We start from the raw sequence: 12227 nt of genomic DNA on the forward strand, positions 1-12227 counted from the left end.
GTCGGTTCAGACGGTCAGCGCTCGTTGACGGATGTCACTACCATCGGCCCCTTGCGCAGGTAGCGAGCGCGGGCGAACAGATACAACCCGTAGGCGATGAAGCCAGCCGCCATCAGCACCAGAAGCAGACCGCCGCCCAGCGGGAGCGTGGCCACCCACTTCAATGCCCCGTCCAGGCCGCGAGCGGCGCCAGGCTCGGTGAACGCGGCGGCAACGAGAAACAGGACGCCTGTGATCACGAGCGCCAGCCCCTTGGCCGTGTGACCGACCACGCCGAGGGCTCCGACGAACCAGGACACGGCGCCGTCGAGCGGCCGGAGCTCTTCTCGGAAGTTCCGTGTGACCCCGCGAAACACGAGGGTGCCGCCGATCGTCCCCACCAGGACGCCGACGATCGCGAGCACGAAGACTCCGCCGGGCATGCCGAGCAGGGTGGCGCTGAGGGACTGCCACGTCTCCGACGCATCCGATCGACCGCCGAGCGCATAGAAGCCGACCACTACGCCGATCGCCGCGTAGCCGAGGGCCTTGCCGAGGTTGGTGATGCGGCGCATGACGACGAGCCGCGGCTTGGTGGAGACCACCTGCGCCGCTTCGGTCCACTGAAGCAGAGCCAGTCCGAAGAGCGCAATCGTGGCTGCCCAGAGCAGGAACACGCCGCCGGGCCCGCCGGAGACGCTACGGAGAGCCCCGGACTGGTCGGCGTCACCGCTCGCTCCCCAGGCGACTCCGATGGCGATCGTTCCGATCAGCACGTGGATGATCCCGTTGGCGATGAGCCCGGCCCGGCCGAACCCCCTGACGCGCGGGTCGCGGTTGGCTCGCTGGGCGGCGGCCTTCATCTCGGCGATTCTGCGCGCGTTGTCGCTGCCGGCATCGGGGCCGGGCCCGGTCGGCTCTTCGTCAGTTGTGTGCACCACGCGTCACCGCCGGCGACATCGGCACGGCGGAATGTTCTGGGCGGTGGGTCACGCTCTCATCCTAGAAAGATTCTTCACCTCCTCAACACCGGATCGCGGCAACCCCGGCCACAGTGTCATTGGTAGGTTCGGACGATCAGCCATTCCGACTCGGCGTGAACGGCGTCGACGACGATGGATTCCCCGGAATCATCGGTCACCTGAAACCGCCAGGGCCAATGCGGACGAGGGGCGCATGGGTCAGGAGCGGGTGCACATACTCCGGCTCGCCGAAGATCCCGGTCGGGGTGTCAGACACCCGCCAGCGTCGGTCACGCCAGTACATCCGGAGCGGTCGGGTACCGTCGGTCCAGATCGTTGCAGTGCGATCCGTCAGGGTGTCCATGATGCCTCATTCGTAGATATGTTCGAATGTTAATGAAGCATAGACGCATCTCTGCGACACGCCAAGCACGAATTGGCGGGTCGATCACAGGGCGGATGCGACGCCGAGAACTCTGTCAGGCCGCTCTCGTAGGCTGGTCTCCTATGCGTCTCCTTCTCATCCGCCACGGCCAGACGCCAGCCAATGTGCTCGGCGCCCTCGACACCCGTCACCCCGGTCCAGGACTGACCGAGCTCGGTCACCGGCAGGCTGCAGCTATTCCAGGAGCTCTCCGCGACGAACGGATCGACGGCATCGTCGTCTCGACGCTTCTTCGTACCCAGCTGACGGCCGCACCGCTCTCAGCGGACCTCGGCCTGGAGCGGCAGGTGATCGACGGCATCCACGAGATCGAAGCGAGCGACCTCGAGGGTCTGAGCAGCCACGCGGCCGCGATGCAGTACATGGAGACGGTCTTCTCCTGGGCGTCAGGGGACCTCGACCGGCCGATGCCCGGCGGCCCGAACGGGCACGATTTCTTCGGACGGTTCGATGCAGCGATCTCCTCGATCGCCTCCGGGCACGACGGCACGGTCGCGGTGGTCAGTCACGGCGCCGCGATCCGCACCTGGGCCGCTGCGCGGGCAGGCAACGTCGACGTCGATTACGCGGCCGAGCACGCCCTGTCGAACACGGGGGTCGTCATCGTCAGCGGCACCGTGCTCGGCGGCTGGACCGTCGAGGAGTGGGACGGCGAGCCGATCGGCGGGTCGACCCTGCGCGACCCGTCGGCAGACGACCCCACCGGCGACACCCTCGGCTGACGGCTCAGGCCCGCAGCTCCCGCCCGCCGGCATCCAGCTGACCGTTGTCGATGAGCCAGCGGAGTCCGTCGGCGATCGCTTCGGCAGAGGTGTACTCCGGGGAATAGCCGAGATCCGAGACCGCCGCGGCGATACTCATCGACGGGCTCCGGGTGACGTGATCGCTGGTTGCGGCGGCGTCCTCCTCCGACAGTGTCTCCAGGAACGCGTCGAGCGGCAGGTATTCGAGTGCGGCCTCCTGGCCGAACCAGCCGGCGGCGGTCTCAGCGATCCCGCGCAGGGTCATCGACCGCTCCGACACGACGTGGTAGCTCTTGCCTGCCGCGACATCCGGTCGGGCGACGGCACGCTCGAAGCACTGGGCCACGTCGTCGGCGTGCACGTGGTGCACGGTCTCGAGGCCCAGGTTGGGCACCGTCACCGTCGCGCCTGCAGCGAGCTTCTCCCACACTTCGACGTCGAAGTTGGCAGCGGCGTTGACCATCGGCCAGCCAGGTCCGGTGATGTGCCCGGGGTGCAGCACGGTCGACCGCAGCCCACCCGGACGTGACGACTCCGCCAGCAGGAGCGACTCGATGGCGGCCTTGCCCACGCCGTAGTCACCGAACGGCCGACGCGGATCGGACTCCGTCGTCGGCACCGCGACACCGTGGCCATGCACCCAGATCGTGCCGCAGCTGACCAGGTGATCGACCCGCCCGCGCAAAGCCTCGACCAATTGGCTGGCCGAGTCCTCGGTGAAGCACATCATGTCGATGACGATCTCGGCATCGAGGTCGGCAATCGCGCCGGCGAACGAGCCATCGGCGTCGCCGGCATCTCGGTCGAGCGCGACCCGGGTGACCTGCTTCCAGGCAGCATCATCCCGGTACGGCGACCGGATGCCTCGACTCACCGCGACGACGTCATGGCCGGCCCGGACGAGTCTCGGAACGAGGTACCCCCCGACATGTCCTGTTGCTCCGATGACGACGATGCGCGACATGGGGATCCTCCGATGCGTTGGCTGAGGTAGCGAGCCTACGGCAGCGGTTCGGTGTTGGCGCCCCCTCTTGTAGACGCGAACTCAGGAGTGTAGGCGGCGAGCCTCAGCGCTGGAGCGACTCGTCGTGTTCCCGGTGTGCGCGTTCGACCAGTTCCATCAGCTTCGCTTCGTCGCGGGCCAGCGCACGGTACTTGGGCGGAAGCGCCCGGATCGCGTTTTCCTCGTCGACCAGCCGGTTGAAGACGCGCGCACGTTCGGCGGCATCCGTCGTGTATTCGAGGTCGATGTACTCGGTGGCGTGACGGCGTGCGCCGGAGATCGCGGACTGCGCCTTGCCGCGCGGGCTGACGACGGAGGCGATCACCGTGACGACCAGGACCCCGATGATCACCGTGAGCGAGAGACCGGTGCTGATCTCGATGACCGGAACGGGCTGGCCGTCGTTGATGAACGGCACGTTGTTCTCGTGCAGCGCGTGAAGGATGAGTTTCACGCCGATGAAGCCGAGGATGGCGGCGAGGCCGTATGAGAGGTAGACGAGGCGGTCGAGCAGACCGTCGATAAGGAAGTAGAGCTGGCGCAGTCCGAGAAGGGAGAACGCCGTTGCCGTGAAGACGATGAAAATGTCCTGCGTCAGTCCGAAGATCGCGGGAATCGAGTCGAGGGCGAAGAGGATGTCTGTTCCACCGATCGCCACCATCACGAGCAGCATCGGGGTGAGCACCCGACGGCCATTCTCCATCGTGAAGAGCTTGTCGCCGTCGTAATGCTGTGAGGTGGGCAGGATCTTGCGGGCGATCTTCACCATGATGTTGTCAGCCGAGTGCCCCTCGTCACCCTTGGGTTTGAGCAGGTTTCCCGCGGTGAGCAGCAGGATGAGGCCGAAGAAGTAGAACACCCACGCGAACATGTTGATGAGCGCTGCGCCGAGCAGGATGAAGCCGGTGCGGGCGATGAGCGAGAACACGATGCCGAAGAGGAGCACCTTCTGCTGGTCTTCACGCGGAACCCGGAAGCTCGACATGATGATGAGGAAGACGAACAGGTTGTCGACCGACAGCGCCTTCTCGGTGACGTAACCGGCGAAGTACTCCGATCCGGGGTCGACCCCACCGAAGATGAGGATGCCGAACCCGAAGAGGATCGCGATTCCCACGTAGATCGACGACCAGATCGCCGCTTCCTTCAGCGTGGGGATGTGTGCCTTGCGCACATGGAAGAAGAAGTCGAAGACGAGCAGCGCGACGATGAACGCGATGGTCAGGGTCCAGATCAGCGGGGAGACATCCATCGGTGGTCCATTCACAGGTGGCTGGCCGGCGGGTGCTGGCCAGCGATCGGAAATGCGGCGAATCCAGCGTATCGAAACGGGGCTGCCGATCTGCTGTGAGGATGCAAGCCCTTGTCTGCACTTCTTCGCGCTGCCTACTGTGGGGCGCCGAACAGAGGAGCAACGAATGGCTATGAAGCCCCGAACCAAATCCGGACGCGGAGCGACACTCACGCGAGATGTTGCTCCCGGCATCCATCGACTGGAACACGCCTACGTCAACTGTTACCTGATCGAGGATGCCGGGTCGATCACGATCATCGACGCTGCGTTCCCGTCGACCTGGTCGCACGTTCTCACGGCGCTCGGTGAGATCGGGCGGTCACTCGTCGACGTCAAGGCGCTCGTTCTCACCCACGCACACTTCGACCACGTCGGGTTCGCCGCGAGGGCCGTCGCAGAAACCCACGCACCGGTCTGGGTTCACCCGGAGGACCGTCGACTGGCCGCTCATCCGTATCGATACAGGCGTGAGCGGACGCCCTTCCTCTACCCATTCGCCTACCCGCGGGCCGTGAACGTCCTCGCAGCCATGACTGCTGCGGGAGCCTTGACGGTAAAGGGCGTCAGCGACGTGCGCGAGTTGCCGTCCAGCGGAGTGCTCGACGTGCCGGGGCATCCAACAGTGGTGTACACACCTGGCCACACGAACGGCCACTGCGCGCTGCATTTCGCCGACCGCGACACTCTGATCACCGGCGACGCACTCGTCACCCTCGACCCGTACAAGGGTGCGCGCGGCGCTCAGATCATCGCCGGCGCCGCCACCGCTGATTCCGCGCGAGCCCTCGAGTCTCTGACCGCACTGGCAGAGACCGGAGCGATGATCGTGCTGCCTGGGCACGGTGAACCCTGGCTCGCCGGGATCCGCGCGGCGGTGCAGGCCGCCAAAGCCGTCGGTGCTTCCTGAACCCGCAGCGTCGTCAGATGTGCGGATGACGCACCCATCGACACTCCCCGCGGCCGCTTACTGCCCGGGTGAACCGCCGAGGATCCTCAGAAGACCCGCGAGTTGTGCCTGCTGCTGGGTGGTCAGCAGTTGAAGTTCATCGGCCTCGAGCTGAACGAGGGCAACCATGGCTGCGTCCACCCGCTCCATCCCGGCAGGGGTCAGCCTGGCAAGGTTGCTCCGCCCGTCGCTGGGGTTCGCCTTGCGGGCGAGCAGGCCACGGGCGGCGAGGTTCTCGAGGCGGTTCGACATCGCCGCCGTGCCGATCATCGTGGCCCGCGAAAGTTCCATCGGGCTCATCTCGTGCGGCGGCTCTGCCCGGCGCAGCGCCGCGAGGACGTCGAACTCCCAGCTGCTCAGCTCTGCACTTCGGAAAGCAGCCGCTCGCAGTTCACTGAGTCTGAGGGCGACGCGTCGAAGCCGCGACATGACATCCAGCGGGGTGAAGTCCACACCAGGAATGCGATCGGCCCAGGCATCGACCAGCAGGTCCACCTCGTCGTCATCCCTCACGGTCTCTCCTGCCCCTCACTGACATCCTGCCGCACGATCGGGTGCTCCTCCGCAAAATTCCGGCGGCACGTCGAAATCATCAGCGACCGCTTCTGCTGTGTAGTCTCCCACCGGCCGGGATCACTCGGGCGGCGGTCGCCTGCGCTGACGCTTCGTCTCCGACCGTTGACCCTTTGCGGCGAGCCGTCGACGGTTCGAACCCCGCGTGGCCTTCGTCGGACGACGGCTGACCGGTGCAGGGGCGAGCCCGTTCCGGATGAGATCGGCCAGTTTGAGCAGCGAGGTCTCACGATTGCGGAGCTGGGAGCGCTGCTCCGATGAGGCCACCGTGATCACTCCGGCGACGAGGCGTTGCGCCAGGCGTGCCAGGAGCAACTCCCGCTGAGCGTCGGACAGGGCGGACGACTCGGCCACGCTCCACGACAACTCGACCCGGGTGTCTGACGTGTTCACGTGCTGCCCGCCCGGGCCGGACGATCGCGAAAATCTCCAACGCAGTTCGGACGCAGGGATCGTCAGCGCCGGAGACACGTCGAGATCCATTGTCCAAGCGTCGCACGCCGACATCACCGAGTACACCGGCGACAGCTGTCCTCCAAAGGGTGGACTATCCCGCACCCGCACCCGCAGCTAAGGTCAGACTGCGGGAATCCTCCGAGGGAGTCGGGTTCCGGAATCGCACAATCCCCCAGCTGTGCCCCCAGCTGAAAGACCCCCTCTGAACCGCCATAGGGACGGTTCACAGGGGGTCTTCTTTACACAAACCGGTGCAGATCACACAGGTGCATTCCGCTCCGGCTCCGGCCAATGCCCCTTGGCCAGAGCTTCTGAGCCTAGTTCTGTGATAACTGCCGGAACATGGGTATCTCTCCCCATGTCGAAAGTGGTAAAAGCCTCGATGTGCGCTGATTGTGACGCAGCGATCAGGCTACCGCCGTCCGCGGTTGTGCGCCCTGGTCGATCGTGGCGTACGCCTTTCTCGGTTCCTGGGTAGCGAACTTGCCGCCGCTGACGTCGATGAGGGTTCCGGTGATGTAGGACGCCAGGTCGCTGGCCAGGAAGCACAGCAGGTGAGCGACATCTGCCGCCCGGCCCCATCGACGCAAGGACAGCATGTCGAGGCGCTCCGCCTGCTCGATCTCGTTCATCTCGGCGAAGCCGTTGATGCTGGTCGGGATCATTCCTGGGGCATAGGAATTGGCCGTGATGCCCCACGGGCCCAGCTCTCCGGCCAGGGTGCGCGTGAATTGCACCACCGCCGCCTTGGAAGCCGCGTATGCCGAGGCTCCGACGCTCGGGATGAGGACGGCAAAGGAGGCCGCGTTGAGGATGCGCCCGGCCCCCTGGCGCTTCATGTGCGGAGACACCGCCTTGCAGGTGTTGAACGTGCCACGGGTGTTGACCTCGAAGCAACGATCCCACAGGTCGACATCGAGATCATCGACCAAACCGACGGCATTGATCCCGGCGTTGTTGATCAAGACGTCAATGCGACCGTGCCGCGTCGCCACGTCATCGATGAGCGTCTTCACCACGGCAAAGTCCCGGACGTCGCACACGGACTGCTCGCCTGACCAACCGTTCTCTTCGAACACATCACCCAGCGCATCGAGGTCCGCTTCGGTGATGTCGAGAGCGATGACGGTGGCACCCTCTCGCGCGAAGGTCTCCGTGATCTCGAGCCCGATACCCCGAGCGGCGCCGGTCACCACGACGACTTTTCGTTCCAGATCGATCAGCATGGATTCCACTTCGTCGCATCGGACAGGTCGATAAAACATACTATATAGACCTATAGTACCCATCAGATATTCTTTTATGAATGACGGGATCGCCGTCCTGAGTGGAGACATCATGACGAGAAGCACCGAAGACACATCAGGACCCGTGATGTGGGTGACGGGTGCCGGCAGCGGAATGGGCCGGGCGACCTCGGTCGCCGCCGCACGACTGGGGTACCGGGTGGCGCTCACGGGCCGCCGCGCGGACGCCCTGGATCGAACGGCAGAACTCGTCGCCGAGGCGGGAGGGCGGAGCCTGGTTCAGGCCATGGATGCCACGGACGACGACGACGTTCGCGCCGCGCACGACACAATACTCGGCAGGTGGGGGCCGGTGACTCGGACCGTGCTGTCTGCCGGGCTCAACACTCCCTATCGCTACTGGCGCGACCAGTCCGTCTCGACTTTCGCCGAGATCGTCCAGACGAATCTCATCGCGGCAGCCCGGGTCGTGGATCACGTCCTGCCCGGCATGCGGGATGCCGGCGACGGCGTGGTCGTCTTAATCTCGTCATATTCGGGGTGGCGGTTTTCGCCCGACGCCGGGGTGGCATACAGCGCGAGCAAGACCGCACTCGCCTCGCTGGCGGAGTCGCTCAACGCGCAGGAGAATGCCAACGGCATCCGGGCCTGTCATCTGTGCCCTGGCGACGTCGACACCGAGTTCCTCACCATGCGCCCGACCGTGCCTGGCACATCCGATCGTCGGGAGATGCTCAGCGCTGACGACATCGCGCGGGCGGTCCTGTTCGTGATGGAGAGTCCTTCCCATGTGTGCATCAATGAACTGGTCATCAGCCCGACGAAGAAGAATGGTCCTGCCGGACGCACCTCGACCGGCGGGTTGGGTTGACCTCGGTGAGTCCCGGCGCCGGCAGGGGCGCGCACGCCGGGAGCGCCGCCTCCTCGCGGCCGAGCGCCTTCACCCAGGTCACCGAGCGGATCGGCGGAGCGATCTGCGACGGCACCTACCCGCCCGGAACCGTGCTCACCGTTGAGGAACTCGAGGTCGTGACTGGTGCGTCGCGCAGTGTCGTGCGCGAAGCCGCGCGGGTTCTGGCCTCCAAGGGACTTCTGCGAGCCCGGAAGAGGGTAGGCCTGGAGATTCTCGGCGAAGGCGAGTGGAGCCTTTTCGATGCTCAGGTGATCCGGTGGCGGCTCGATTCTCCTCAACGACAGACGCAGCTCGCGTCGCTTCACCAGTTGCGTATCGCCATCGAGCCGGAGGCCGCCCGACTCGCCGCGGAGAACGGCACCCCGGAACAGGCGGGTGAGATCATCAGCGCGGCGGGTCGGTTGTGGTCAGCGGGGGTCGACGGTGAACACGACCAGTTCCTGCGCGACGACGCGAGCCTCCACCGCCTGATCCTTCGCGCGTCCGGCAATCCGATGTTCGCGCAACTGTCCGACGTCATCCATGAAGCACTCCGCGAGCGCACCCTCCATGAGCTGACGATCCGGCCGATCAGTCTCAGTGACGTGCAGCTGCATGTCGACCTGGCCGGACAGATTCAGCGTCGGCGCGGGAATGAAGCCGGGGCGACCATGCGCGAAATCATTCGCCGGACGCAACCCTCGTAGCTCTGCGGCATTCTGGCAGAGTATGCGCGCTCCGGAGGTTGGGTCGCCGATCGTGGGCAGTTCGGGCCCGGCGTCGCGCGCAGCCCCATACTGAGGTCATGACCGACGCCCTCATTGCTCCATTCCCGCCGCTGACTGTGAAATCCGACCCGGTGGCGATGCGCAAGCTGTTTCAGCCGAATATCGTCCTCTTGACCTCCCTCGCTGTCGGCGCGGCGATCGCTGCGGCGGCAAGCGCGGCACTGATGGCGTCGGTGGCGGGATTCGCGGCCGGGTTCGCGGCTTCTCTTCCGTTCCTCGTGATCGTGGTATTCGCGTCACTCTCGGCAGCGCAGACGGCGAACACCGCCGCCGAGCGGATCACCGCGGGGTCGTTGGTGTCGCTCGATGCGTTCGGGCTGAGCTCCACCCTTGCCCAGGGCACAGTGTCGCTCCCCTGGCACACGATTGAATCCGTGAGCCTGAAGAAGCGCGGCCGTCACCGCGTGCTCACCTACCGGATCGCAGCGGGGGTGAGTCCTGAGACGGCAGGGGTCGAGACGACGCTCGCACCCGGCGGTTTCGCGCTCCTGAATAAGAGAGGTTTCCAGCTCGGCTCCGCCGGCATCGACACGCCGATTCAGACGATCGCCGACGCCACAGCAGCCTTCACTGCGGGTCGCCTGCTCGCTCGGTGAGTTCGGGGAGCCTGGGGAGCCCGGGGAGCCTGGGGAGCCACCGGATTTTGCGGCGGCATCCGTCCGTTGCCCAACAGCTGCGCCCAACGCTCAGAGAGCGCGCTCGCGCAACGGCCGCGGAGTCATCGGTGTCTTGCGGACCGGGACGACGAGCGGATGACCATGGAAGCGGTGAAAACTGTAGACGATCATCCCTAGTGCGATGCCACCGGACGCGATGAGCGTGATGCCAGTTCCCCAGCCGCCGGCCAGCCACCAACTCCCCGCCGCCGGCCACCAGCCCGGTTCCGGGGTGCCCACTCCCCACGCAACGCCGATGGCGACCAGAACGAGTCCGCCCAGGATGCTGGAAGCGACCCGGGGCCACGTCTGCACGCCGTCGGACGCAAGCAGGAATGCCCGAGCTTTCACGGGGAGGAGGAGCCGTTTGGCCCACTCGTACCGCATCGCGAGCAGCGCGAGTCCGGCAGCCAGGCACAGAAGGCCCGGCCCTGGCAGCACCAATGCGGCGACGCCCGTGATCAGCAGCACCCAGCCCGCTATTTCGATGACTCTGCGTTTCAGCCACGGCGGAAGAAATGTGCGCGGTGCTTTGGCCTGGTCACTCATTGTGGTACCCACTCGTTGACCCATTCACCCTCAGTACCGTTCGCTGCTATCGCTAGCCATTCGGACAAGTCGGGCCAGGGGCGATCGGGGCTCGTGGGCCCAGTATGCGCTCTTATCCTGTGAACGGCTGTGTTCGGGTGAATCTCCCGGCGAAATCGCCGGGTGCTGTTGTTCGCGATCGATGACGGACTTCGCCACTGCTCGGTCGCTAAGAAGCCCGTTCGAAGACGGCGGCAAGCGCCTGCCCGCCACCGATGCACATCGTTTCGAGAGCGAGGGTTCCATCGAGGTCCGGCAGCTCGTGGGCGAGCGTCGCCAGCATCCGGATGCCTGTTGCCGCGATCGGATGACCGATCGAGATTCCGCTGCCCCGGGGATTGAGCCGGGGATCCTCAGCGTCGATCCGCCAGTCGGCCAGGCAGGCGAGGACCTGAACGGCGAAGGCCTCGTTGAGTTCGATCACATCGAGATCGTTCAGACCGATGCCCGCCCGCTCCAGAGCGATCCGCGATGCGGGAACCGGGGCAACGCCGAACCGACGGGGGTCGACGCCGGCAACGGCCCACGACCGAAGCGAGAGCATCGGCGTGAGCCCGTACGCTGCCGCGTGCTTGGATGTCGTCACGATGCACGCCGCTGCCGCGTCATTCTGCCCGCTGGAGTTGCCTGCGGTCACCGTCGAGCGGGCATCCTTCCCCAGCAGGATGGGCCTGAGCGCGGCGAGCGCCTCTGGCGTCGAATCAGCACGCGGATGCTCGTCGCGATCGATCACGACCGAGCCACGTCGTGTGGCCACCTCGACGGGCACGATCTCGGCATCGAATGATCCGGAGTCGTGCGCAGTAACCGCTCTCTGGTGTGACCGGAGGGCAAGAGCATCCTGTTCTTCACGGCTGATGCCGTACTCCGCGCGGAGGGTCTCTGCTGTGCCGACGTTTCCGTCGGGCGTCGGGTGATTCCGCCCGCCGACCGTCTCCCGACCGCGCGTGAGGGCGTCGCGGAACAGCATCCCCCCGGTGGGAACCCCCCGCCGGACTTCCTCGGTGTAGAGAGGAGCGTTCGACATGGACTCGACCCCGAGCGCGACGACCACGTCGCTGATCCCGGTCTGGACCTCCATGGCCGCGTTGAGCACAGCTTGCAGTCCGCTTCCGCACCGCCTGTCGAGCTGATATCCGGTTGCGGTGATCGGAAAACCGGCATCGAGCGCGGCGACCCGCCCCAGGGCAGGCGCTTCCATGGTCGGGTAGCCCTGCGCACCGATCACGCCATCGACAACAGCCGGATCGATACCGGTGCGTTCGACGAGAGCACGGAGTACGGTCGTGGCGAGGTCGAGGGCGGAGAGCGGCGCGAGGGAGCCTCCCATCCGACCGACAGGGGTTCGCAGAGGAGAGCAAATGACCACGTCACGAAGATCCGTCATGATCGCTCCCGTAACTGCCCCGCAACCCGGATGCGGTCACAAGCCAGCGTCAGCGCTGTACCTTCGGAGGTCTGTTGCACGTTTCCGACATTACAGCGACCGGCTGCGCGGTCAGTCAACAAACGAAGAAGCCTCGGAGAGACAGCCATAATCTGGCGTCTCTCCGAGGCTATATTCCGTGCGCCCGAAGGGATTCGAACCCCCAACCTTCTGATCCGTAGTCAGATGCTCTATCCGTTGAGCTACGGGCGCATGGGCTTGGCCTGAC

Annotated in this window: 14 protein-coding genes and 1 tRNA gene; 5 read left to right on the plus strand and 10 right to left on the minus strand. The window is 65.7% G+C overall.

Translation table 11 applies throughout. The features are described from left to right. Nucleotides 1-14 precede the first annotated feature (14 nt). Together IWX78_RS01520 and IWX78_RS01525 are read right to left on the minus strand one after the other, a co-directional pair. Complete coding sequence (locus IWX78_RS01520; protein WP_196831622.1) at nucleotides 15-917, minus strand: DUF1206 domain-containing protein; 903 nt, start codon at nucleotides 915-917, stop codon at nucleotides 15-17. A gap of 199 nt (nucleotides 918-1116) precedes the next feature. Next, on the minus strand, nucleotides 1117-1305 hold the full coding sequence (locus IWX78_RS01525) for a hypothetical protein (protein WP_334684492.1): 189 nt from the start codon (nucleotides 1303-1305) through the stop codon (nucleotides 1117-1119). Nucleotides 1306-1448: 143 nt separating this feature from the next. Between IWX78_RS01525 and IWX78_RS01530 the strand changes: the two genes are divergently transcribed. After that, nucleotides 1449-2108 carry a histidine phosphatase family protein gene (locus IWX78_RS01530; RefSeq protein ID WP_196831623.1) on the plus strand — a complete coding sequence of 220 codons (660 nt, stop codon included), beginning with the start codon at nucleotides 1449-1451 and terminating at the stop codon, nucleotides 2106-2108. A gap of 4 nt (nucleotides 2109-2112) precedes the next feature. Here the strand turns inward: IWX78_RS01530 and IWX78_RS01535 are convergent, their stop codons facing one another. Continuing rightward, entirely contained in the window at nucleotides 2113-3093 is a 981-nt protein-coding gene (locus IWX78_RS01535) for an NAD-dependent epimerase/dehydratase family protein (RefSeq protein WP_196831624.1), read from the minus strand. 103 nt (nucleotides 3094-3196) lie between these two features. After that, nucleotides 3197-4384, minus strand: a complete 1188-nt coding sequence (locus tag IWX78_RS01540) for a TerC family protein (protein ID WP_196831625.1) — start codon at nucleotides 4382-4384, stop codon at nucleotides 3197-3199. A 166-nt stretch (nucleotides 4385-4550) separates the two neighbouring features. On the opposite strand from IWX78_RS01540, the gene IWX78_RS01545 reads away from it, so the two are divergent. Then, nucleotides 4551-5333: an MBL fold metallo-hydrolase gene (locus tag IWX78_RS01545; RefSeq protein WP_334684493.1), complete on the plus strand. Its 783-nt coding sequence runs from the start codon at nucleotides 4551-4553 to the stop codon at nucleotides 5331-5333. A 57-nt stretch (nucleotides 5334-5390) separates the two neighbouring features. Here the strand turns inward: IWX78_RS01545 and IWX78_RS01550 are convergent, their stop codons facing one another. The 3 genes from IWX78_RS01550 to IWX78_RS01560 all read right to left on the minus strand — a co-directional run bounded on the left by IWX78_RS01550 (nucleotide 5391) and on the right by IWX78_RS01560 (nucleotide 7627). Continuing rightward, nucleotides 5391-5885 (minus strand): MarR family winged helix-turn-helix transcriptional regulator, encoded by a 495-nt coding sequence (locus tag IWX78_RS01550; protein WP_334684494.1) that lies wholly within the window; start codon nucleotides 5883-5885, stop codon nucleotides 5391-5393. Nucleotides 5886-6005: 120 nt separating this feature from the next. Continuing rightward, complete coding sequence (arfB, locus tag IWX78_RS01555) at nucleotides 6006-6428, minus strand: alternative ribosome rescue aminoacyl-tRNA hydrolase ArfB (RefSeq protein ID WP_196831626.1); 423 nt, start codon at nucleotides 6426-6428, stop codon at nucleotides 6006-6008. 380 nt (nucleotides 6429-6808) lie between these two features. Next, nucleotides 6809-7627 (minus strand): SDR family oxidoreductase, encoded by an 819-nt coding sequence (locus tag IWX78_RS01560; protein ID WP_196831627.1) that lies wholly within the window; start codon nucleotides 7625-7627, stop codon nucleotides 6809-6811. A gap of 112 nt (nucleotides 7628-7739) precedes the next feature. Here IWX78_RS01560 and IWX78_RS01565 point away from each other — a divergent pair, with 112 nt between their 5' ends. From IWX78_RS01565 to IWX78_RS01575, 3 genes are all read left to right on the plus strand, one after another. Continuing rightward, nucleotides 7740-8519: an SDR family oxidoreductase gene (locus IWX78_RS01565; protein WP_334684495.1), complete on the plus strand. Its 780-nt coding sequence runs from the start codon at nucleotides 7740-7742 to the stop codon at nucleotides 8517-8519. A gap of 5 nt (nucleotides 8520-8524) precedes the next feature. After that, nucleotides 8525-9247, plus strand: coding sequence for a FadR/GntR family transcriptional regulator (locus IWX78_RS01570; protein ID WP_196831628.1), 723 nt, complete (start codon nucleotides 8525-8527; stop codon nucleotides 9245-9247). A gap of 98 nt (nucleotides 9248-9345) precedes the next feature. Further along, the gene (locus tag IWX78_RS01575) at nucleotides 9346-9924 is read left to right on the plus strand and encodes a hypothetical protein (protein ID WP_196831629.1); all 579 of its coding nucleotides are present in this window, start codon (nucleotides 9346-9348) and stop codon (nucleotides 9922-9924) included. Between the two features lie 90 nt (nucleotides 9925-10014). On the opposite strand, the gene IWX78_RS01580 is transcribed toward IWX78_RS01575, so the two are convergent. From IWX78_RS01580 to IWX78_RS01590, 3 genes are all read right to left on the minus strand, one after another. Continuing rightward, nucleotides 10015-10533, minus strand: coding sequence for a PGPGW domain-containing protein (locus IWX78_RS01580; protein ID WP_196831630.1), 519 nt, complete (start codon nucleotides 10531-10533; stop codon nucleotides 10015-10017). A gap of 208 nt (nucleotides 10534-10741) precedes the next feature. Next, nucleotides 10742-11959, minus strand: a complete 1218-nt coding sequence (locus IWX78_RS01585) for an acetyl-CoA C-acetyltransferase (RefSeq protein ID WP_196831631.1) — start codon at nucleotides 11957-11959, stop codon at nucleotides 10742-10744. Between the two features lie 179 nt (nucleotides 11960-12138). After that, a tRNA-Arg gene (locus IWX78_RS01590) sits at nucleotides 12139-12211 on the minus strand. Nucleotides 12212-12227 lie beyond the last annotated feature (16 nt).

The organism is Mycetocola sp. CAN_C7 (assembly GCF_015752285.1).
GTDB lineage: Bacteria > Actinomycetota > Actinomycetes > Actinomycetales > Microbacteriaceae > Mycetocola_A.

What these genes read in the sequence shown, in the direction of transcription:
- IWX78_RS01525 (WP_334684492.1), bottom strand. Translation starts at nt 1,305, where the DNA reads ATGGACACCCTGACGGATCGCACTGCAACGATCTGGACCGACGGTACC.
- IWX78_RS01530 (WP_196831623.1), top strand. Translation starts at nt 1,449, where the DNA reads ATGCGTCTCCTTCTCATCCGCCACGGCCAGACGCCAGCCAATGTGCTC.
- IWX78_RS01535 (WP_196831624.1), bottom strand. Translation starts at nt 3,093, where the DNA reads ATGTCGCGCATCGTCGTCATCGGAGCAACAGGACATGTCGGGGGGTAC.
- IWX78_RS01540 (WP_196831625.1), bottom strand. Translation starts at nt 4,384, where the DNA reads ATGGATGTCTCCCCGCTGATCTGGACCCTGACCATCGCGTTCATCGTC.
- IWX78_RS01545 (WP_334684493.1), top strand. Translation starts at nt 4,551, where the DNA reads ATGGCTATGAAGCCCCGAACCAAATCCGGACGCGGAGCGACACTCACG.
- arfB (WP_196831626.1), bottom strand. Translation starts at nt 6,428, where the DNA reads ATGGATCTCGACGTGTCTCCGGCGCTGACGATCCCTGCGTCCGAACTG.
- IWX78_RS01560 (WP_196831627.1), bottom strand. Translation starts at nt 7,627, where the DNA reads ATGCTGATCGATCTGGAACGAAAAGTCGTCGTGGTGACCGGCGCCGCT.
- IWX78_RS01565 (WP_334684495.1), top strand. Translation starts at nt 7,740, where the DNA reads ATGACGAGAAGCACCGAAGACACATCAGGACCCGTGATGTGGGTGACG.
- IWX78_RS01575 (WP_196831629.1), top strand. Translation starts at nt 9,346, where the DNA reads ATGACCGACGCCCTCATTGCTCCATTCCCGCCGCTGACTGTGAAATCC.
- IWX78_RS01580 (WP_196831630.1), bottom strand. Translation starts at nt 10,533, where the DNA reads ATGAGTGACCAGGCCAAAGCACCGCGCACATTTCTTCCGCCGTGGCTG.
- IWX78_RS01585 (WP_196831631.1), bottom strand. Translation starts at nt 11,959, where the DNA reads ATGACGGATCTTCGTGACGTGGTCATTTGCTCTCCTCTGCGAACCCCT.